Genomic DNA, 20,689 nt, shown 5'->3' with positions numbered 1-20,689 from the left:
AGCAAGGATTGTAAGATATGCAGCTCAATAACCCGCAATTGCTGCGTCGCCAGGCGTTTATCGACGGCGCCTGGTGCGACGGCGAAACCGGCGCGCACGAGGCGGTGACCAACCCGGCCACCGGCGAAATCCTGGCTGAAGTGGCGCAGGTCAGCGCCGCCCAGACCACCGCCGCCATTGCCGCCGCCGCCGCCGCGCTGATTTCCTGGCGCGCATTGACCGGCAAACAGCGCGCGGCCGTATTACAAAATTGGGCGGGGCTGATTGAACAACATCAAGAAGACCTCGCGCAGTTGCTGACCGCGGAGCAGGGCAAATCCCTGGCCGAAGCGCGCGGCGAAATCACCTATGCCAATAGTTTTATCCACTGGTTCGCCGAAGAAGCGAAGCGGGTAGAGGGCAACGTCTTGCAATCTCCCCAGGCCAATCAGCGCTTGTTGGTTATCAAACAGCCTATCGGCGTGACCGCGGCCATCACGCCGTGGAACTTCCCGGCGGCCATGATTACCCGCAAGGTTGCACCGGCCCTGGCGGCGGGTTGCACCATGATTGTCAAGCCGGCAGAACAAACGCCGCTGACCGCGCTGGCCCTGGCGGAGTTGGCCCGGTTGGCCGGCGTGCCCCGCGGCGTGCTGCAAGTGGTGACCGGCCCGGCGGTGGATGTGGGCAAAGTGCTGTGCGACAGCCCGGTGGTGCGTAAGCTCAGTTTTACCGGTTCCACTGAAATCGGCCGGCTATTGATGGCGCAGTGCGCCCCGACGGTTAAAAAACTCTCCCTCGAACTGGGCGGCAATGCGCCGGTTATCGTGTTTGACGATGCCGATCTGGACAGCGCGGTGGCCGGCATCATGGCTTCGAAATTCCGCAATAGCGGGCAAACCTGCGTCTGCGCCAACCGGATTTATGTGCAGCAGGGCATTTACCCGGCGCTGGCCGATCGGCTGGTCACCGCCGTGCAAGCCCTGCGGGTGGGCAACGGCGCGCAACCCGGCGCCACTCAAGGCCCGTTGATCGACGCCGAGGCCATCGGCAAGGTCAAAGCGCATATTGCCGATGCGCTAAGCCAGGGCGCAACCCTGCTTACCGGCGGCAAGCCGCATGCGCTGGGGGGCACGTTTTTTCAGCCCACCGTTATCGGCGGCGTGACCGCGGCCATGCGTTTCGCCAGGGAAGAAACGTTCGGCCCGGTGGCGCCGCTGTTTCCCTTTGCTGATGAAGCGCAGGTCATCGCCATGGCCAACGACACCGAATTCGGACTGGCGGCCTACGTCTTTACGCGGGACGCCGCCCGCCAGTGGCGGGTGCCCGAAGCCCTGGACTATGGCATGGTCGGCATCAATACCGGCCTGATTTCCAACGAAGTGGCGCCGTTTGGCGGCGTTAAGCAATCCGGCCTGGGACGGGAAGGATCGCGCTTTGGCATCGACGAATATCTGGAGATGAAATACCTCTGCGTCGATCTCGGCGCAACGCAGTAAATACGCGGCGCTGCGGCCGGTTTCGTTTCGCCGGCCGCCGCACCGGCCGGGTTGCATCCCACAGGTGCAACCCCGGCAAAAATTGCACAACAATAACGCAGTATTTTGCCCGCCCCGCCAGTTTTAACCACGACTTTGCGCTCCTGCCGCCTTTTTCCCCTTTTCGTCAAAGTGGCACGAAAGATGCTTGATGTATGATGCATCATTTTGCTCGCCTTCGGCGCGCTCCCGATGATGACAACGACTACACACAGCGCGCGGAGCTTGGCCGGTAATCGCGGCCGCATCTCCGCGCCGCATCGATGATGGCTTATTGGTTGGCGAAATTTTAAGGGGTTAGGGTATGTTGAAAAAATTAGCGGTATCCACGCTTCTCATCGGGCTGGCATTCCAGGCCCAGGCGGAATCGCTCACCGTCGTTTCGTTCGGCGGGCAAAATAAAGACGCGCAGGATAAAGCGTTCTATCAGCCGTTCAAGGCGGCGGGCAAGGGCGTGATCGAGGCGGGGGAGTATAACGGCGAAATGGCCAAAATCCGCGCCATGGTCGAAACCGGCCAGGTGGGCTGGGACGTGGTGGAAGTCGAGGGGCCGGAACTGCGCCGCGGCTGCGAGGAGGGATTGTTTGAGCCGTTGGATTGGTCGAAGCTGGGTGATAAAAGCGGTTATGTGACCGGTTCGGCCACCGAGTGCGGCGCCGGTATTTTCCTCTGGTCGACGGTGCTGACCTACGACGCGCAAAAACTCAAGACCGCGCCCACCAGCTGGGCCGATTTCTGGAATCTGAAGGATTTCCCCGGTAAGCGCGCCCTGCGTAAAAGCGCCAAGTTCACCCTGGAAATCGCCCTGTTGGCCGACGGCGTAAGGCGCGAGGATGTCTATTCGCAACTGGCGACCCCGGTCGGCGTCGATCGCGCATTCAGGAAACTCGATGAAATCAAACCGCAAATCCAATGGTGGGAATCCGGCGCGCAGCCATTGCAATGGCTGGTTTCCGGCGACGTGGTGATGACCTCGGCCTATAACGGACGGGTGGGCGCGGCCGCCAAAGAAGGGCATGAGTTTAAAATGGTTTGGGATAACAGCCTGTATGACCTTGATAGCTGGGCCATTGTTAAAGGGTCCAAACACAAAGCGCTGGCGGAACAATTTATCGCGTTTGCCAATCAGCCTGAAAACCAGAAGGTTTTCGCCGAAAACATTCCTTACGGCCCCACCAATAAGCAGGCTATCTCGCTGATCGACCCGGCCATCGCCGCCAATCTGCCGACCGCGCCGGAAAACCTGGTTAACGCCCTGCCGGTGGATACGCAGTTCTGGATTGAGCATGGCGAAGATCTCGAACAACGTTTTAACGCCTGGGCCGCTAAGTAAGCGGGTCGCGCCATGCCTACCGGAGAAGAAGCAATGACACCCATCGACATGATACCGGCCGGCGGCATCGCCGCCGGCGCCCAAGCGAGCACCACGCTTCGCCGGCAGTTGCAGCAGTCGCAGAAGATCCATAAGCGCCGCACCTGGCTGCTGGTGTCGCCGCTGCTGCTGTTTATCGCCATCAGTTTTGTGGTGCCCATTGCGTCAGTGCTGGTGAAAAGCGTGGCGAACCCCGAAGTCCGCGCGGCCATGCCCGCCGTCACGGCGGCGCTGATCCGCTGGGACGGCAACGACCTGCCGGACGACGCAACGTTCAAGGCATTGGTCAGCGATCTGCGCCAGGCGCGCGCCGGGGGGCAGATCGCCGCCGTGGCCAAACGCCTGAGCTATGAAAACCCCGCCTACCGCGCTTTGATTATGCATACGCTGCGCGTGGCCGTCGCGGACGACGGCGCGCCGGGCGCCGCCCGCACGACGCTGATCGGCGCTTTGCCGCTATGGGGGGACGTCACCACCTGGCGCTCCCTGCAGCGAGCCTCGCGGCCCTTGACCAGTTATTACCTGCTGGCGGTGTTTGACCGCAAGGTGGATATCCATACCGAACATATTACCCCGCTGCCCGCCGAACAGGCGCTGTATGTGGATGTGCTGGCGCGCACGCTGCTGATGGCGGCGGTGGTCACCTTGTTATGCGTGGCGCTGGGTTATCCCCTGGCCTATTGGCTGGCGAAACAGCCGGCCGGCCGGGCCAATTTACTGATGATCATGGTGCTGCTGCCGTTCTGGACGTCGCTTATCGTGCGCACCGCCAGCTGGATCGTGTTATTGCAGTCCGGCGGATTGATCAACAGCGCGTTATTGCATGCCGGGATTATCGACCAACCCCTGGTGCTGGTGTTCAACCGCACCGGGGTTTATATCTCGATGACCCATATTCTGCTGCCGTTTATCGTGCTGCCGCTGTATGCGGTGATGAAAGGCATATCGCCGAATTATATGCGCGCGGCCATTTCCCTGGGCGCGCACCCCTTCGTCGCCTTCTGGCGGATCTATGTCCCGCAGACCTACGCCGGCGTGGCGGCGGGGGCGCTGCTGGTGTTTATGATGGCCATCGGCTATTACATCACCCCCGCGCTGCTCGGCGGCCCCGGCGATCAGATGCTGAGCTACTTTGTCGCCTTCTTCACCAATACCACCATGAATTGGGGCATGGCGGCGGCGCTGGGCAGCCAGCTGCTGGTGATTGTGATCTTGCTGTATGTGGTTTATATCCGGGTGACCCGGACGCAGGCTGAATTAGCCGCCCGTTAAGTCCCAATCCAGATCCGCACAGTGTATCCGGGAGAGAAAGATGATAAGACAACAAGGTATGACGGTAATGCGCCTGTGGCACGGCCTGTTTAATTTGTACGGCGCGGCGATGCTGCTGTTTTTGGTGGTGCCCGTACTGATTATCGTACCGCTGTCATTTAACGCCGGTTCGTTTCTCAGCTACCCCCTGAACGGTTTTTCCCTGCGCTGGTATCAGGCTTTTTTCCATTCCAGGGAGTGGCTCACCGCGCTGGGCAACAGCTTGCTGATAGCGCCCCTGGCCACGCTGCTGGCGACGGCGCTGGGGGTGCTGGCCTCCGTGGGGCTGGTGCGCGGCGAGTTTCGCGGCAAGACCCTGGTGATGGCGATTATCGTTTCGCCGATGATTGCGCCGGTGGTGATTGTCGCGGTGGGCATGTTCTTCTTTTTCGCCCGCCTGTCGCTGCTCAATACCTATTTGGGACTGGTGCTGGCGCACGCCATGCTGGGGGTGCCGTTTGTGGTGATCACCGTGACCGCGGTATTAAAAAACTACGACCGCAATCTGTCGCGCGCCGCCGCCAGCCTCGGGGCGCCGCCCTGGCTGGCGTTTGTCAAAGTCACCTTGCCGCTGATCGCCCCCGGGGTTTTTTCCGGGGCGCTGTTCGCTTTTGCCGCCTCTTTTGATGAAGTGGTGGTGACCCTGTTTCTGGCCAGTCCTTCGCAGCGCACATTGCCGATCCAGATGTTCGCCGGCATCCGCGAAAACCTGGACCCGACCATCGCCGCCGCCGCGTCGCTGATGGTCGGCGCCTCGCTGATATTACTGCTGGTGATGGAATTGCTGCGCCGGCGCAGCGCGCATATTCGCGGCACGAGTTGAAGCCCGCGCTGAACTCCACGCGTAACCCGCGGCGCGGATAGCAAAAAAAGGCTGGTGCCCGGCCTTTTTTTTAGCGTACATTTTGCTGCATCACGGATCACAGGGGGGTGAACGTCATGGTTGAGAAAACATTATTGCTGACCGGCGCCAGCCGCGGTATCGGTCATGCCACGGTCAAGCATTTCCATGCGGCGGGCTGGCGCATTTTTACCGCCTCGCGCCAGAGTTGGGTGGAAGAATGCCCCTGGGCGGAAAAAATGCTGAATCATATTCACCTGGATTTGGAGGATATGGCCGCGGTTGAAGCCGCGCTGCCGCTGATCAAGGCAAAGCTGGGCGGACGCCTCGACGCCCTGGTGAATAACGCCGGTATTTCCCCCAAGGCCGACGGCGGCGGCCGGCTGGGAGTGCGCGAAACCGGCTATGACACCTGGATCAGGGTCTTTAACGTCAATCTGTTTTCCACCGCCTTGCTGGCCACCGGCCTGTTCGAGGAACTTAACGCGGCGCAGGGCAGCATTATCAACGTCACGTCCATTGCCGGCACCCGGGTGCATCCATTCGCCGGCGTAGCGTACGCCGCCTCGAAAGCGGCGCTATCCGCCCTGACCCGGGAAATGGCCTACGATTTCGGCCGCCACGGCATCCGGGTCAACGCCATCGCGCCGGGTGAAATCGATACCGCCATTTTATCTCCCGGCACGCAGGAGCTCATCGAACGGCAGGTGCCCATGCAGCGTCTCGGCAAGCCGGAAGAAGTGGCGTCGTTGATTTATTTCCTGTGCACCGGCGGCGCCGCGTATGTCAACGGCGCGGAAATTCCGGTAAACGGCGGGCAGCACGTCTGAGGCCGCTCACCGCCCTGGCTGATTCAACGCGGTATATTCCAGTAGGATTTGGTGGCTGTCCATGATATCGAGGCGAATGGCTTCGGCGGCGGCTTCGCCGTCATTGCGGCGTAGCGCGGCCAGCAATGCCTGGTGATGGCCGATGGTCATCTGCTGGGTCAATTGGGTGTAGGCCTGGGCGATCAGCGGCCCGATGCGCATCCATAGCCGGTCGATAAAGCTGCTTAATACCGGCATGCCGGCGCTGTGCGCCACCTGCAAATGAAACTCGCTGTTAAGCCGCAGCGCCGCCACCAAGTCTTCTTCGGTAATGGCGCGGATATTGCGCCGGATATTCACGGTCAAGAGCTGCAGGGCTGCCGGGGTAATCAGCTGCGCCGCCCGCTGGGCGCCGATGCCTTCCAGTTCCAGGCGCAGGGTGCGGATTTCCAGATATTGCTCGCGGTTGAGCGACGGAACGCGGATATCCTTCGGGGTGCGCATTTCCAGCGCCTGCTCTTTGGCCAATTGCAATACGGCATCCCTGACCGGCGTGACGCTGGTGCCGACCTGGGCGGCCAGCTCGCGAATGCGCAGGCGGTCGTTGGGTTTAAGCTGTCCGGTGATTAACGCCTGGCGCAAATTGGCATACACGCTGGAACCGAGAAAAGAGTGCTCGATAGGATCTGGTTGGTAACTCACCGGCTCACCCGCCTAAATGGCCGCCAGGGCGGCAAAGCAAATATACTGCATCAAATATACAACATGATGCGTCAAATGCCCATGCGCGCCGCCGGCGCTTATGCCCATTTTCATCCTGCCAGAACAAGTGTTATTCCATTTGATGGGTAACCTCGGCAGGGAAAAAAGCTTAAGCTTGCCAATAATCACCCTTTAGCCAGGAGTTACCCTATGAAAGCCATCGCTTATACCCAGCATGGATTACCCATTGAAGACCCGCGGTCGCTGTTTGATCTCGACCTGCCCGAACCGACCCCCGGTCCCCGTGATTTATTAGTGGCGGTCAAGGCGATTTCCATCAATCCCGTCGATACCAAAGTCCGCGCCCGCGCTGAGTCAGCCGAGCCCAAAGTGCTGGGTTGGGACGTGGCCGGCGAGGTGGTGGCGGTAGGCGCGGCGGTAACGCTGTTCAAACCGGGCGATGCGGTGTTTTACGCCGGGTCCATTACCCGTCCCGGCTGCTATAGCGAATTGCATGTGGTGGATGAACGTATCGTCGGCCATAAACCGGCGTCGCTGGATTTTGCCCATGCGGCCGCGCTGCCGCTGACCTCCATCACCGCCTGGGAGCTGCTGTTCGATCGCCTGGGCGTGCCGGAAAACGGCGGCGAAGAGGAGGCATTGCTGATTGTCGGCGCCGGCGGCGGGGTGGGCTCCATTCTCACGCAGCTGGCGCGCCGATTAACCCACCTGACGGTGATCGGCACCGCTTCGCGTCCCGAAACGCAGCAGTGGGTCGCCGATCTGGGGGCGCACCATGTGATCGATCACAGCCGTCCTTTCGCCGCGCAGTTAAGCGATTTGGGCATCAGCGAGGTGACCCATGTCGCCAGCCTGACCCATACCGATAGCTATTATACGCAGTTGGTGGACATATTGGCGCCGCAGGGACATCTGGGCCTGATTGACGATCCGGCCTCCCTCGACGCGCTGCCGTTGAAAGCCAAATCCCTGGCCCTGCATTGGGAATTAATGTTCACCCGTTCCAAATACGAAACCGCGGATATGATAAACCAGCATTTATCGTTGGAACGCGTAGCGGCATTAATCGATCAAGGCGTGCTTAAAACCACGCTGGGCCAGCATTTCGGCCAGATCACCGCGGCCAATATCCGCCGCGCCCACGCATTGATCGAAAGCGGGAAATCGCGGGGTAAAGTGGTGCTTGAAGGATTCCCCGCGCAGTAAAATAATGAAATTAGTGAGAGCCGTCAAAGACAGCGGCGGCTTTTTTCGGTAGTTTAGCGGCATTCTGCCCGGGGTGCGTTCCACGCCACCCCGGGAGCTAATTCAGAGCCGCTGTATATGCACGAATTTAATTTGGTTTTGCTGCTGCTTCAACAGATGTGCGTCTATTTGGTTATTGCCTACCTGCTGAGTAAAACGCCTCTTTTTATTCCCCTGATGCAAGTCACCGTCCGGTTGCCCCACAAGCTGCTGTGCTATGTCATGTTTTCCATGTTCTGTATCATGGGCACCTACTTCGGTTTGCATATCCAGGATTCCATCGCCAATACCCGCGCGATCGGCGCGGTGCTGGGCGGGCTGCTCGGCGGTCCGGTGGTGGGGGTGCTGGTGGGGTTGACCGGCGGGATACACCGCTATTCCCTCGGGGGCATGACCGCCGTGAGCTGCATGATTTCCACCGTGGTGGAAGGGCTGCTGGGCGGGCTGGCGCACCGGCTGTTAATCAGGCGCGGGCGCATCGATCGGTTATTCAACCCCTTCACCGCCGCGGGCGTGACGCTGGTGGCGGAAATCGTGCAGATGGCGATTATCCTGTCGGTGGCCCGCCCCTACGACGAGGCGCTGCGGCTGGTGAAAAATATCGCCTTGCCGATGATTGTCACCAACAGCGTCGGCGCGGCGATGTTTACCCGCATCCTGCTGGACCGCCGGGCGATGTTCGAGAAGTATACCTCGGCGTTTTCCGCCCGGGCGCTGAAAATAGCCGTATGCACCGAAGGTTTCCTGCGCCAGGGTTTTAACCAGGAAAACAGTATGAAGGTGGCCGAGGTTATTTATCAGGAACTGGATATCGGCGCGGTGGCCATTACCGATCGGGACAAGCTGCTGGCCTTTATCGGCATTGGCGACGATCACCATTTGCCGGGCACGCCCATTTCGTCATCCCATTCGCGCCGGGCCATCGATAATAACGAGGTGGTCTACGCCGACGGCAATGAAACGCCTTATCAATGCTCGTTGCAGCGGAACTGCAAGCTGGGATCGACCCTGGTGATACCGCTGCGCGGCGAAAACGACAAAGTGATCGGCACCATTAAACTCTACGAGGCCAAAAACCGGCTGTTCGGCTCGATCAACCGCACATTGGGCGAAGGGATTGCCAGCCTGTTATCGGCCCAAATCCTGGCCGGGCAATATGAACGCCACAAGCTGTTGCTGACCCAGTCGGAAATCAAATTGCTGCACGCCCAGGTCAATCCCCACTTTTTGTTCAACGCGCTTAATACGCTGGTGGCGGTGATCCGCCGCGACAGCGACCAGGCCAGCGAGCTGGTGCAAAATTTGTCGACTTTTTTCCGTAAAAATCTCAAGCGGTCGGCGGAAGTGGTGACGCTGGCCGATGAAATCGAGCATGTTAACGCTTATTTGCAAATTGAAAAAGCCCGCTTCCAGGATCGGCTGCAAATCCGCTTTGAGCTGCCGTCCGAGCTGCTGGGCATGCATTTGCCGGCTTTTTCGCTCCAGCCCCTGGTGGAAAACGCCATTAAACACGGCACGTCCCAATTGCTCGGCCAGGGGATTATCACCGTGCGCGCCCAGCGCCGCGACGAACGCTTATTGCTGAGTATCGAGGATAATGCCGGGCTATACCATTTTATCGCCGGTAATACCGGGCTGGGGATGAACCTGGTGGATAAACGTATCCGGGTCCGTTATGGCGATACCTTCGGCGTCAGCGTCGAGTTCCAGCCCGAGCTGTTTACCCGCATCACCCTGAGCCTGCCCCTGGAGGAAATGGCGGTATGCTAACCGTGTTAATCGTGGATGACGAGCCGCTGGCCCGTGAAAACCTGCGCTGCCTGCTCCAGCAGGACCCGCACATCAATATCATCGGCGAATGCGCCAATGCGCTGGAAGCCATCGGCGCGGTGCACCGCCTGCACCCCGACGTGATTTTTCTCGATATCCAGATGCCGCGCATCAGCGGGCTGGAAATGGTCGGTATGATCGATCCGGCCTGCATGCCTTATATCGTTTTTCTCACCGCCTATGACGAGTATGCGATTATGGCTTTCGAGGAGCGCGCGTTCGATTATCTGCTTAAACCCATCGAGTCCCGGCGCCTGGCCAAAACCCTCAGCCGCCTGCACGAAGAACGCCCGGAACAGGACATCGCCACGCTGGCGGGGCAAGAGGACGGACTGAACTATATTCCCTGCACCGGCCACAGCCGGATTTATTTACTGAAAACCGACGAAGTGTTGTTTGCCAATTCGCGCCTGAGCGGCGTGTATGTAACCGGCGTCGAGGGCGTGGAGTGTTTTACCGAACTGACGCTGAAAACCCTGGAAAGCCGTACTCCGCTGGTGCGCTGCCACCGGCAATTCCTGGTGAATATGGCCCATTTGCGCGAAATCCGCCTTGAAGAGTCCGGCCAGGCGGAAATTGTGCTTAACAACGGCCAGTCGGTGCCGGTCAGCCGCCGTTATCTCAAGTCCCTCAAGCAAACGCTCGGCCTGAAAGGATAAACACCGCCCGCGGCGCATCAAGGATGTGACCCAGATCTTCTCTAGATATTCAGGCGCTTGCATTTTAGCCGCCGATCGGGAATCTAGCGGTAGTGTCTAACGCGACCGTCTAGTGTCTGGTGTCGAAAGGGTGAGCCTAATGTCCGCTAAAGAGCAACTGTTCGAAAAAGTCATCGCGTTGTACGGCGATACGCCGCGAGGTTTTACCGCGCAGGATTGCGAAGCATTTCTCTCCCTGAACCGCAGCGTGATCAGCCATTACCTGAACCGCCTGTGCGATGACGGTAAGCTCACCAAGGAAATCACCAGGCCGGTGCGCTTTCATGTGGTGGCCGCCGCCGGCGCGGATGCGCCGGGGCAGGGACCCAGGACGTCGGATGCTTTTGATGATTTCATCGGCGCCGGGGGAAGCCTGCGACAGCCGGTCGATCTGTGCCGCGCGGCGGTAAATTACCCTACGGGTGGACTGCCGATGCTATTGGTGGGCGAGAGCGGAGTGGGCAAAAGTTTCCTGGCGACGCTGATTCACCGCTATGCGGTGGAAACCGGCGTTATCGCCGCGGACAAGCCGTTGATCGAGCTCAATTGCGCTGACTACGCCAATAATCCCGAATTGCTGTCGGGCACTTTGTTCGGTTATGTCAAAGGCGCATTTACCGGCGCCGAGCGCGACAAGGCGGGCTTGCTGGACGATGCCGACGGCAGCTTCCTGTTCCTGGATGAAGTACATCGCCTGTCGGCGGAAAATCAGGAAAAGCTATTTTTGTTCATGGACAAAGGCTACAGCTACCGGTTGGGCGACAGCCGCACGCCGCGCAAGGCCGAGGTGCGTTTCCTTTTCGCCACTACCGAAAATGCCGATCACGTCTTGCTCACCACCTTTCAGCGGCGTATTCCCATCACGGTGAAATTACCCAGTTTTGCCTCGCGCCCGATCACCGAGCGTATATCGCTGATCGAAACCTTCCTGCATCAGGAAGCCCGCCGCATGGGACAGGATATCACCGTCGACAATGCGTTAATCACTCAACTGGTGGACACCCACGCGCGGGGTAATATCGGCGCGCTTAAAAATCAGATTAAAGTGCTGTGCGCCGAAGCGTACAGCCGGCGGCATGACGCGGGCGGGTTGGTGTTATTCCCCACGGCGCTCCCGTTGGGCGGGCCGCGCCACAGTATGACGATTAGCCACCGCCACCAGCGCGATCGCCATACCCTGCTGGCGGGGCTACTGTCGCAGATATTGGACGACGACACGCTGCTGCTGGAATTTTGCCATAGCGCCAATGCGCCGGTATTTTCCCGCCGGCTTGAACAGCGCCTGTCCGGCATCAGCGGACTGTTGCCGTCGGGAGGCGTATTTGAAGGGGTGATTTGGCAGCACAATGTGCAGGTATTGCACGATCTGGAAGAGATGACAGGCATCGCTATCGGCCCGGCGCTGCACAAACTGATCTATTTTTGCCTGCTGTACAGTTTGAACCAAGACTGCTCCGGACAACGTCTCGCCACGTTACTCAAAGCCACCGAATATACGGCGCAGAAAGCGAAAATGCTGACGGAAGAGTGCCTGACCCTGTTTGCCCGCCATTTCGCCGCCGAACGGCTGGGGCTGATGAAACCCTTGCTTAACGCGGCCTTTCACAATTCGGTGGAAAAAGAAGAACTGATGCAGGGGGTTATTGTTTCTCACGGCAAGGCGACGGCCTCAAGTATCGCCGGTACCGCGAATAAGCTGATCGGCGGTTATTATCTGAAAGCGTTCGACATGCCTTTTTCGGTCAATACCCGCGGTATTATCGACATGCTGATCCAACATCTCGACAGTATCAAAAGCGGCAACGGGATGATTATCCTGGTGGATATGGGGTCGCTTAAAGAGATCTATGAAGAAATAAAACTTCATCTGCAAGGGGATTTGCTGGTGATGAATAATGTCACTACCGCCATGGCGCTGGATATCGCCGACAAAATACATCACCGGCTGACCATGAAGGAGATCGTCGACAGTATTAAAGGCGCTTATGAAGTTGAGGCGCGTTATTACGCCGGCATCGTGCAGGGCAATAAAATTATCATTTCCTGTATTTCCGGCGCGGGAGTCTCGCGCAAGCTCAAGGATATCGTCGGGCGCTACCTGCTTAACGATCGCATCGATATCGTCACGATGGAATATGACGATCTTAAATGGAAATTGAGTAAAGCGGATTCCGCGCTGCATGGGACCAAATTGATCATTACCACTACCGATCTGGATGCGGGTTATATTCCGCTGATTAACGTACGGCAATTGCTGAAAGAAAAATCTACCCAGCTTTGGCACAACTATTTTTTCGGGCTGGCGGCGCAGGAAAGCCTGGATGGCATGATCGATGAGGTCGTGAAGCTATTTACCGTGGAAGGCGTGGCCAGCCATCTGAGTTTTCTCAATCCCACCGTCATTATTGAGGAGGTGGAAAGCGTCATCAAACAATATGAAGCCAGCTACAAAGTCCATTTTGAAAGTTATCTGCGCATCAATCTGTTTATGCATATCGCCGCGATGATTGAGCGATTAATGGTTAATGACGGATTACGCCACCGCGACGACACCCCCCTCTCGGCGCTGCAACGCGCCTTTATCGACCAGCAGCCGGAAATATTCCAGCAGCTTATCCGCAAGTATCGTATTACCCTGCCGCTGACCGAATCGCTGATGGTATACGAACTGATGGAACCCTGGATTACTGCCGGCACCCTGGCCGAGGATCTGTCGAAATAGCCAGCCAGGTTAGTATCTAAATAGGCATTATTGTGTCTAATTTTTGTTAAATAATCGTGTAATTAATTGAATATAAACATATTAAAAAACCTGGCACGCACCTTGCTTTTATTCTTCCAGCGTTGATAAGCCAAACCAAAACCGGGAGAAAAATAGATGCAAAATAACCAATGGCTTGATTTGCAAGGCAAGGTGGTGATTGTTACCGGCGGCAACTCCGGCATCGGCAAAAAAATTGTCGAGAATCTGCGCGATAACCAGGCGCATGTGGTGGTGGCCGATATTAATCAAATCAACGCGGCGGAACGCGACGCGCAGGTGGTTTATTTCACCTGCGATATTGCCTCCCGGCAGGATGTGGAGGCCATGGTTAATTCGGTGTGGGAAAAATTCGGCCGCATCGACGGTATTATTAATAATGCCGGGGTGAATCGTGCGCGGCTGCTGGTGGATTATTATCAAAAAGAGCCGGGACACGAACTGACGGATGATGACTTCGACTTTATGGTGAAAGTGAATCAGAAAGGCGTATTTGTTTGTGCGCAAACGGCGGCGCGCAAGATGATCCAGCAAAAAAACGGCGTTATCGTAAATATTCTTTCCGAAGCCGGCATTGAAGGTTCCAGAGGGCAAAGCTGTTATGCCGCCACCAAGGCCGCCGTACAGGGTTTCACCCTGTCCTGGGCCAAAGAACTCGGACAATTCGGCATTCGGGTGGTAGGGGTCGCGCCCGGAATTAATGAACCTACGCCGATGGGCAATGCCCAGCACCGTAAAGAGCTGGCTTATACCCGCGGCATTGAATCATCCGATATTGACGGCGACTACAGCGGCAAGCTGCCCCTGGGACGTTGCGGCAGGCTGGAGGAGATCGCTGATTTGGTTTCTTATCTGGTTTCTGACCATTCCAGTTATATCACCGGTACAACCATTAATATCACCGGCGGCAAATCGAAAGGCTGAAAGGCGGCTGGATATGCATGCTGATAATAATATTGCTAGCGACAGGTGTAACAGATGAATAGTGCAGAAACGCGACCTTGGATTTTAATCATTACCCATGGACTATTTGGCGAGGAATTAGTCAAGAGTTGTGAAATGGTCTTGGGGAAAATGGAGCAAGTTTATTGTTTTTCGTTGTTGGTGGGAATGCCGCCGGAACAGTTGATCGAGGACGTCAATAAGGTATTGGAACAGGCGCCGGTAAATAGCATTATTTTTACTGATATCTATGCGGGAACGCCATCAAATGTGGGGGCGGTGTTTTCTAAAAAAATAAAATGCCCGGTGATTTGCGGCGTTAACTTACCGATGTTAATCGAAGCGGAAATGTCTCGTTCCGAGGTAGAGGGGGAAGCATTAGCGGAGAAAATTTTAGAAGCGGGCAACCAAAGCATAAAAAACATTACCAAAATAGCAAATAAAAGGTAACGATATGCAAAACATTAAACTCGTACGTGTTGATTTCCGATTAATTCATGGCCAAGTCATTACTAAGTGGCGCAATATTATCTCCGCTACCGAAATCATCATCGTCGACGATAAATTGTCGAAAGACCATTTTTTATCTGACATTTACGTTATGGCTGCGCCCCCGGGCATTACGGTGCATGTCCTGTCCGAAGATGATTTTTTTAATAAAGCAAATCAGGGCGTATATGCGGACGGCAAAGAAAATGTCTTGATATTGTTTAAATCCATTGCCAACGTTCGCAACATGATAGAACGGGGAATTCATTTCCCGGAGATCCAGATTGGCGGGTTGGGCGGCGGCGTAAACCGGCGCAGCGTGGTCAATGGCATCTCTATCGATAACCAGGATTTGGATGATCTTAAATATATCCAAAACAAAGATATCTGTATTTATTTCCAGGTCACGCCTGAAGAAGTCAAGCTGCCGCTGGAAAAAGCGATCGCTAAATTAGGAGGATAATCATGTTTGAAGTGGCGATATTCACCGGTCTCTGGTATTGGATATGTAAAACGGATATTGGCTATGCGATCACCCATGCCATTCGCCAGCCTCTTTTTTCGGCATTAATCATCGGTATCCTGATGAACGACGTCACCAATGCCATCATTATCGGCGCGGCTATCCAGATCTTGTATATCGGCCTGGTGGCGGCGGGTTCCAATCTGCCCGCTGATGATTGCCTGGCAGGATTGATTGCCATTCCCCTGGCGCTTAATACCGGCCTAAGCCCCCAGCTGGCCATTGCCATCGCGGTGCCGGTAGGGGTAATGGGCGTATTTATCGATCAGTTTCGCAAAACCATCAACGCGGTATTTGTGCATATGGCGGATAAATACGCCGAGGAAGGCAATACGCGGCAAATTACCTTTTGCGCGATAGTCTACCCAACCATCCTGGGATTTTTCCTGCGCTTCCCGATACCGTTCCTGGCCAATATGTACGGCAAGGATAGCGTCAATGTGTTCCTTAACAGCGTACCGCAATGGCTGATTCACGGATTCAGCGTGGCGGGCGGTTTATTGCCGGCGCTGGGGTTTGCCCTGACGATTTTCGTCATCGGCAAAAAACAACTGCTGCCGTGGTTCTTCATTGGGTACTTTCTGGTGCAATTCAGCGGTATTCCGATATTTGGCGCCGCGATCTTCGGCCTCAGCGCGGTGCTGTTGATTTCTTACTACCAGAATAAAAAAGAAGCGTGAGGGGAAACTCATGGAAAAGAAATTAATTAGTGAAAAAGACGTCAAAAATAGCTGGCTCTATTACTATCTGGTCGCGGAGATGGGGATTTCTTACGAACGCCTCCAGGCCCTGGGCTTTACGGCCGGCATGATCCCGATCCTGAAAAAACTCTATCCCAATCAGGAGGATCTCAAGCAGGCGCTTAAACGCCATCTGGTGTTCTATAACACCGAAGCGGTTTACGGCGCGCCGATTAATGGCATCGTGATCGCCATGGAAGAACAGAAAGCCAATGGCGCCGACATTGAAGACGACACCATCACCGGCATCAAAACCGGGCTGATGGGACCGATGGCCGGGATCGGCGATTCCATCGACTGGGCGACCCTGAAACCGATTATTTTCGGCCTGGCGGTGACGCTGTCCGCCAACGGCAGCATTTTGGGCGCGTTTTTCCTGCTGCTGCTGCCGATTATCCAAATCGTGGTGGGGCGCAAACTGGCGGCTTACGGTTACCGCGCCGGGCAAGCGTCCATCCGGGAAATCCTGCAATCCGGACATATTAAAAATCTGATCATCGGCGCCAGCACGCTGGGGTTGTTTATGATGGGCGCGCTTTCTTCGACTTACGTCAAATTAAGTACGCCGATTGAATTCAGCTTTGGCAGTCAGAATAAGCCGTTTGTCCTGCAAAGCGTCATCGATAATATTGTGCCCGGCATATTACCTTTGCTGGCTGTATTTGGCATTTATTGGTGGCTGCTGAAAAAGAATCAGAACTTCACCGTTATCATGATACTGATTGTATTTATTTCCATCGGCGGGGCATTTTTGGGCCTGTTTTGATTTGCGCTCCAACCTGATACAGGAGGCAACATGAAAGCCATTCACTTTGGTGCGGGGAGCATCGGCCGGGGATTCATCGGCGACTTGCTCAATGAGGCGGGTTACGCCATTACGTTTGTGGACGTCAATGAACAACTGAACGCCCAGATTAATCAAGACAGCGGTTATGATTTATATATCATCGAAGAAAATTTCAACCGAAAATTTATCGGTAACGTTTCCGCCCGGTCGCCGGTGACCGATAAAGACGACATTATTGCGCTTTTTCCGCTGGCCGACGTGATTACCACTTCGGTATGGGCGGATAATTTACCTAGGATTGCGCCATTGATCTTGGCCGGGCTAAAAGAACGGCGGCGCCGATCCCTGGATACCATCAACGTGATTGTGTGCGAAAATGCCTGGTTTAACGGCGCTATTCTGCGCCGTGAAATACTGAAGCTCGATCCGCAATTGACTGCGGACGAACTGGATGCGATGGCCCGCTTTCCCAATACCGCCGTGGATCGTCTGGTGCTCAACTCCCGGCGCGCCGGTAAAGATACCGTGGATATCGGCATCGAGCATGAGCTGGTCATCGATCGCACCGGCCTGGCGGACCCCGCCGGCAGACCCATCAGCGGCGCAATTTATACGGATAATTTGCAAAAGTACCTGGAGCGTAAACTCTATATTATCAACGGCGGCCACGCTTGGGCGGGTTATATCGGCTACGTGCGCGGCTATGATATCATCCAGGATGTATTCAATAATGGCGAACTGGTTGCTGAAGTGAAAAGCGCCATGCTGGAAACCGCGAATTTGCTGCATGAAAAATATGATTTCCCCCTGGATGAGTTGACGGATTATATCGATTTCGCCATCGGGCGTTTTAAAACCCCCGGGATAAAAGATACCATTGCCAGGGTTTGCCGTTCGCCGATCCGCAAATTAGCGCCGGACGATCGTTTGACGGCGCCCTGCGTGCAATGTGAAAACGCCGGCTTGAATAATGAAAAATTATTAACCGGTATCGCCGCGGCTTTGTTATTTGACAACCCGGACGATGGGCAGTGCCGGGAATTACAGCAAGCAATTAAAGAGCAGGGTATTGGCGTGGCCCTTACCCGCTATACCGGCATCACCGCTGATTCACGAATGTACAATATTATTATGGGGGAATACTCCGAATTGAAAAAAATAAAAGCAACGCTACGTAACTAAATTTATATATCCGGATTAACGGGAGTGATATGTCTTTTTCAAATAAAGAAGGGTTTGCTATTGCCGTAAATCTGGTGGATGCCATCCAAACCCATAAGGACGATTTTAGCCGATTAGACGGCGCGGCCGGCGATGGCGACCATGGGATTAATATGAGCAAGGGTTTTACCCTGGCGTCAGCCGAATTTAATCCGCAAACCATGACCATGAGCGATGCGCTGCTCATTATCGGCCAAACGTTGATGAATAAAATCGGCGGATCGATGGGGCCATTATACGGCGGATTTTTTAGCGGGCTGGGCAGCGCGTCGCAGCGGGCGGATACCATTGATAAACGGGTCATGGGCGCCATGCTGCAACAGGCGCAGGAAAACGTGCGGCGGCTCACCACGGCGGCGGTGGGCGACAAAACGCTGATTGACGTCCTGGAACCGGCGGTCGCCGCGTACCGCCGCGCCGCCGGTAGCGGCGAGGATTTTGCCGCCTGCCTGCGTGCCATGACCCAAGCCGGCGCCGCGGGGCTGGATTCCACCAGGAACCTGGTCGCGAAAGTAGGACGGGCCAGCCGGCTGGGCGAACGCACCTTAGGCCACCTGGACGCCGGCGCGGCGTCCTGCCATTTGATTCTCACCACGCTGGCCGATGGAGCGATACGGCTGGCCGACGCTCAGGAGCAATGATAATGCAACGATTTATCAATGATGCGGATTGCGTAGTCGAGGACATGTTGCGCGGTTATGTCAAGGCCCATGGCGATGCGGTGGCGCTGTCCGATGCCAATCCGCGGGTGCTGAAACTGCGGGAGGCGCCGCTGTCCGGCAAAGTCGGGCTGGTCTCGGGCGGGGGCAGCGGCCATGAACCCGCCTTCCTGGGCTACGTCGGGCGCAACCTGCTCGATGCCGCGGCCGTGGGCGAAGTTTTTTCCTCGCCCACGGCGCAGTCCTTCGCCGACGCCTTCCGCGCCGCGGACGGCGGCGCCGGTATCGCCTGCCTGTTCGGCAATTATGCCGGCGACACCATGAACGTCACGCTGGCGATGCAAATGGCGGAACAAGACGGACTGGTGGTGAAAACCGTCAAGGCCAAGGATGACATTGCGTCCGCGCCCAAGGCGCTCAGCCATCAGCGCCACGGCATCGCCGGCGGGGTGCTGATCTGGAAGACCGCCGGGGCGGTGGCGGCCGGCGGCGGCTCGCTGGATGAGGTTATCGCCATGGCGCAAAAAACGGCGGATGACACGCGCAGCCTATGCGTCGGCCTGTCGGCCTGCACCATCCCGGCCGTCGGCCAGCCCAATTTCACCATCGCGCCGGATACGCTGGAGTTTGGCATCGGCCATCACGGCGAGGCCGGCATCCGGGTCGAACCCATCAAATCCGCCGCCGAAATCGCCCGGGAGATGACCGCGGCGCTGCTGGCCGATTTCGATGACCTGGCGCCCGATGCCGAGTTCGCCGTGCTGTTGTCCGGGCTGGGCTGCACGCCGCTGATGGAGCTTTACATCCTGTTTGACCAGGTGAGCGAAAGCCTGGCGGCGCGGGGCCATCGCATCGCGCGCGCGCTGGTTGGCGATTATGTTACGTCGCTGGATATGAACGGTGTGTGCCTGACGCTGCTGCGTCTTGACCGCGACATCTTGCAAGCCCTCGATTTCCCGGCGCGGAGCGCGGGGATCGCTATCTCAAAATAATGAGGATAAGCACTATGAAACTTCAGTTGGCACTTGATGAATTGAAATTAGCGGACGCGCTGACGCTGGCGGAACGCGTCATCGAATATGTGGACATTATCGAAATCGGCACGCCTTTTGTCATTGATGCGGGCATGAACGCCGTGCGGGAATTCAAGGCCAGGTTCCCGGATAAAGAAATTTTGTCGGATGAAAAAATCATGGATGGCGGCTATCTGGAATCCCAATTGGCGTTTGAGGCCGGGGCGGAATATGTCACGGTGCTGGGCGTCACCGATATCCTCACCGCCCAGGCCTGCGTACGCGCCGCCGCCGATTACGGCAAGCAGGTGGTGGTCGATATGATATGCGTTGACGACCTGCCCACGCGCATTCGGGAAATGGAGGCGATCGGCGCCCATGTGCTCGCGGTGCATACCGGCGCGGACCAACAGGCGGCGGGGCGGCAGCCGATTGAGGATTTAAAAGTCATGGTGCAGCACGCCAAAACCGCGCAGATCTCGGTGGCCGGGGGGATTAACAGCCAAACCATCGATAAATATGTGGCGCTGAAACCCGACATTATCATTGTGGGGTCGGCTATCACCCACGCCGCCGACCCGGTGGAAGAAGCCCGCTTGATCAAGCAGGCGATGACAGCTTTATCCTAGGAGGAGAGACCATGGCAGTATGTCAAAATCTTATCGCCATTATCGACGAACTGGCCCAGGATGCCCGCCAGGTGGATGGCGTGGCGGTGGAGCAACTGGGGGATTTGATTCTTAACAGCCAGCGGATTTTTATCGCCGGAGCGGGGCGCTCGGGTTTTGCGGCCAGGGCCTTTGCCAATCGCCTGATGCACCTGGGCTTTACCGTGTATTTTGTTGGCGAGCCGACCACGCCGTCCATCCAGCGCGGCGATCTGCTGGTGATTGGCTCGGGATCGGGAGAGACCGCCAGCCTGGTGACCATGGCCAACAAGGCCGTTAAACAGGGCGCAACGCTGGCCACGCTGACCATTTTCCCGCAGCATACCATCGGCGGATTGTCCGCGGCGCGCATCGTGATCCCCGGCGTCACGCAAAAAAGCAGCGAAACGTCCGCCAAAGCGGCGTCGATCCAGCCCTCCGGATCGTCATTCGAGCAGCTTAGCTGGCTGATTTACGACAGTATCATCATCCGCTTAAAAGCGATCAAACAGCAAACCGACGAGCAGATGTACTATCGCCACGCTAATCTGGAATAGAAAC

20 protein-coding genes are annotated in these 20,689 nt (G+C 56.7%); 19 read left to right on the top strand and 1 reads right to left on the bottom strand.

The window, feature by feature from the left end; all coding sequences use genetic code 11:
* Positions 1 to 17: 17 nt before the first annotated feature.
* The 5 genes from ACL2XP_RS13765 (at position 18) to ACL2XP_RS13745 (ending at position 5,871) form a co-directional block, all read left to right on the top strand.
* Positions 18 to 1,478: an NAD-dependent succinate-semialdehyde dehydrogenase gene (locus ACL2XP_RS13765; protein WP_413733351.1), complete on the top strand. Its 1,461-nt coding sequence runs from the start codon at positions 18 to 20 to the stop codon at positions 1,476 to 1,478.
* 343 nt (positions 1,479 to 1,821) lie between these two features.
* On the top strand, positions 1,822 to 2,850 hold the full coding sequence (locus tag ACL2XP_RS13760) for an ABC transporter substrate-binding protein (RefSeq protein WP_413733350.1): 1,029 nt from the start codon (positions 1,822 to 1,824) through the stop codon (positions 2,848 to 2,850).
* Positions 2,851 to 2,883: 33 nt separating this feature from the next.
* Positions 2,884 to 4,161 carry an ABC transporter permease gene (locus ACL2XP_RS13755; protein ID WP_413733349.1) on the top strand — a complete coding sequence of 426 codons (1,278 nt, stop codon included), beginning with the start codon at positions 2,884 to 2,886 and terminating at the stop codon, positions 4,159 to 4,161.
* Positions 4,162 to 4,204: 43 nt separating this feature from the next.
* Positions 4,205 to 5,023: an ABC transporter permease gene (locus ACL2XP_RS13750; RefSeq protein ID WP_413739152.1), complete on the top strand. Its 819-nt coding sequence runs from the start codon at positions 4,205 to 4,207 to the stop codon at positions 5,021 to 5,023.
* A 116-nt stretch (positions 5,024 to 5,139) separates the two neighbouring features.
* Positions 5,140 to 5,871, top strand: coding sequence for an SDR family NAD(P)-dependent oxidoreductase (locus tag ACL2XP_RS13745; RefSeq protein ID WP_413733348.1), 732 nt, complete (start codon positions 5,140 to 5,142; stop codon positions 5,869 to 5,871).
* A 6-nt stretch (positions 5,872 to 5,877) separates the two neighbouring features.
* On the opposite strand, the gene ACL2XP_RS13740 is transcribed toward ACL2XP_RS13745, so the two are convergent.
* Positions 5,878 to 6,552: a GntR family transcriptional regulator gene (locus tag ACL2XP_RS13740; protein ID WP_413733347.1), complete on the bottom strand. Its 675-nt coding sequence runs from the start codon at positions 6,550 to 6,552 to the stop codon at positions 5,878 to 5,880.
* A gap of 210 nt (positions 6,553 to 6,762) precedes the next feature.
* Between ACL2XP_RS13740 and ACL2XP_RS13735 the strand changes: the two genes are divergently transcribed.
* From ACL2XP_RS13735 to hxlB, 14 genes are all read left to right on the top strand, one after another.
* Positions 6,763 to 7,779, top strand: coding sequence for a zinc-binding alcohol dehydrogenase family protein (locus tag ACL2XP_RS13735; protein WP_413733346.1), 1,017 nt, complete (start codon positions 6,763 to 6,765; stop codon positions 7,777 to 7,779).
* Between the two features lie 117 nt (positions 7,780 to 7,896).
* Positions 7,897 to 9,588: a LytS/YhcK type 5TM receptor domain-containing protein gene (locus ACL2XP_RS13730; RefSeq protein ID WP_413733345.1), complete on the top strand. Its 1,692-nt coding sequence runs from the start codon at positions 7,897 to 7,899 to the stop codon at positions 9,586 to 9,588.
* On the top strand, positions 9,582 to 10,307 hold the full coding sequence (gene btsR / locus ACL2XP_RS13725) for a two-component system response regulator BtsR (protein ID WP_413733344.1): 726 nt from the start codon (positions 9,582 to 9,584) through the stop codon (positions 10,305 to 10,307). Before ACL2XP_RS13730 ends, btsR begins: the two co-directional genes overlap by 7 nt.
* Positions 10,308 to 10,446: 139 nt before the next feature.
* Positions 10,447 to 13,068 carry a sigma 54-interacting transcriptional regulator gene (locus ACL2XP_RS13720; RefSeq protein ID WP_413733343.1) on the top strand — a complete coding sequence of 874 codons (2,622 nt, stop codon included), beginning with the start codon at positions 10,447 to 10,449 and terminating at the stop codon, positions 13,066 to 13,068.
* 156 nt (positions 13,069 to 13,224) lie between these two features.
* Positions 13,225 to 14,031, top strand: coding sequence for a sorbitol-6-phosphate dehydrogenase subunit (locus tag ACL2XP_RS13715; protein ID WP_413733342.1), 807 nt, complete (start codon positions 13,225 to 13,227; stop codon positions 14,029 to 14,031).
* Positions 14,032 to 14,085: 54 nt separating this feature from the next.
* On the top strand, positions 14,086 to 14,499 hold the full coding sequence (locus ACL2XP_RS13710) for a PTS sugar transporter subunit IIA (protein ID WP_413733341.1): 414 nt from the start codon (positions 14,086 to 14,088) through the stop codon (positions 14,497 to 14,499).
* Positions 14,500 to 14,503: 4 nt separating this feature from the next.
* Positions 14,504 to 15,001, top strand: coding sequence for a PTS sugar transporter subunit IIB (locus ACL2XP_RS13705; protein WP_413733340.1), 498 nt, complete (start codon positions 14,504 to 14,506; stop codon positions 14,999 to 15,001).
* Positions 15,002 to 15,003: 2 nt separating this feature from the next.
* Positions 15,004 to 15,741, top strand: coding sequence for a PTS mannose/fructose/sorbose/N-acetylgalactosamine transporter subunit IIC (locus ACL2XP_RS13700; RefSeq protein WP_413733339.1), 738 nt, complete (start codon positions 15,004 to 15,006; stop codon positions 15,739 to 15,741).
* A 10-nt stretch (positions 15,742 to 15,751) separates the two neighbouring features.
* Complete coding sequence (locus tag ACL2XP_RS13695; protein WP_413733338.1) at positions 15,752 to 16,567, top strand: PTS system mannose/fructose/sorbose family transporter subunit IID; 816 nt, start codon at positions 15,752 to 15,754, stop codon at positions 16,565 to 16,567.
* Between the two features lie 30 nt (positions 16,568 to 16,597).
* Positions 16,598 to 17,770, top strand: coding sequence for a hypothetical protein (locus ACL2XP_RS13690; RefSeq protein ID WP_413733337.1), 1,173 nt, complete (start codon positions 16,598 to 16,600; stop codon positions 17,768 to 17,770).
* 29 nt (positions 17,771 to 17,799) lie between these two features.
* Positions 17,800 to 18,450 (top strand): dihydroxyacetone kinase subunit DhaL, encoded by a 651-nt coding sequence (dhaL, locus tag ACL2XP_RS13685; protein ID WP_413739033.1) that lies wholly within the window; start codon positions 17,800 to 17,802, stop codon positions 18,448 to 18,450.
* Between the two features lie 2 nt (positions 18,451 to 18,452).
* Positions 18,453 to 19,460, top strand: coding sequence for a dihydroxyacetone kinase subunit DhaK (locus ACL2XP_RS13680; protein WP_413739032.1), 1,008 nt, complete (start codon positions 18,453 to 18,455; stop codon positions 19,458 to 19,460).
* Between the two features lie 14 nt (positions 19,461 to 19,474).
* Positions 19,475 to 20,110 carry a 3-hexulose-6-phosphate synthase gene (gene hxlA, locus ACL2XP_RS13675; protein WP_413739031.1) on the top strand — a complete coding sequence of 212 codons (636 nt, stop codon included), beginning with the start codon at positions 19,475 to 19,477 and terminating at the stop codon, positions 20,108 to 20,110.
* Positions 20,111 to 20,121: 11 nt separating this feature from the next.
* Positions 20,122 to 20,685: a 6-phospho-3-hexuloisomerase gene (hxlB, locus tag ACL2XP_RS13670; RefSeq protein ID WP_413739030.1), complete on the top strand. Its 564-nt coding sequence runs from the start codon at positions 20,122 to 20,124 to the stop codon at positions 20,683 to 20,685.
* Positions 20,686 to 20,689 lie beyond the last annotated feature (4 nt).

This window comes from Sodalis sp. RH21, from assembly GCF_047324175.1.
Taxonomy (GTDB): domain Bacteria; phylum Pseudomonadota; class Gammaproteobacteria; order Enterobacterales; family Enterobacteriaceae; genus Acerihabitans.
Note: the sequence above shows the minus strand (reverse complement) of the source record. Positions and strands in the feature narration are given on the sequence as shown.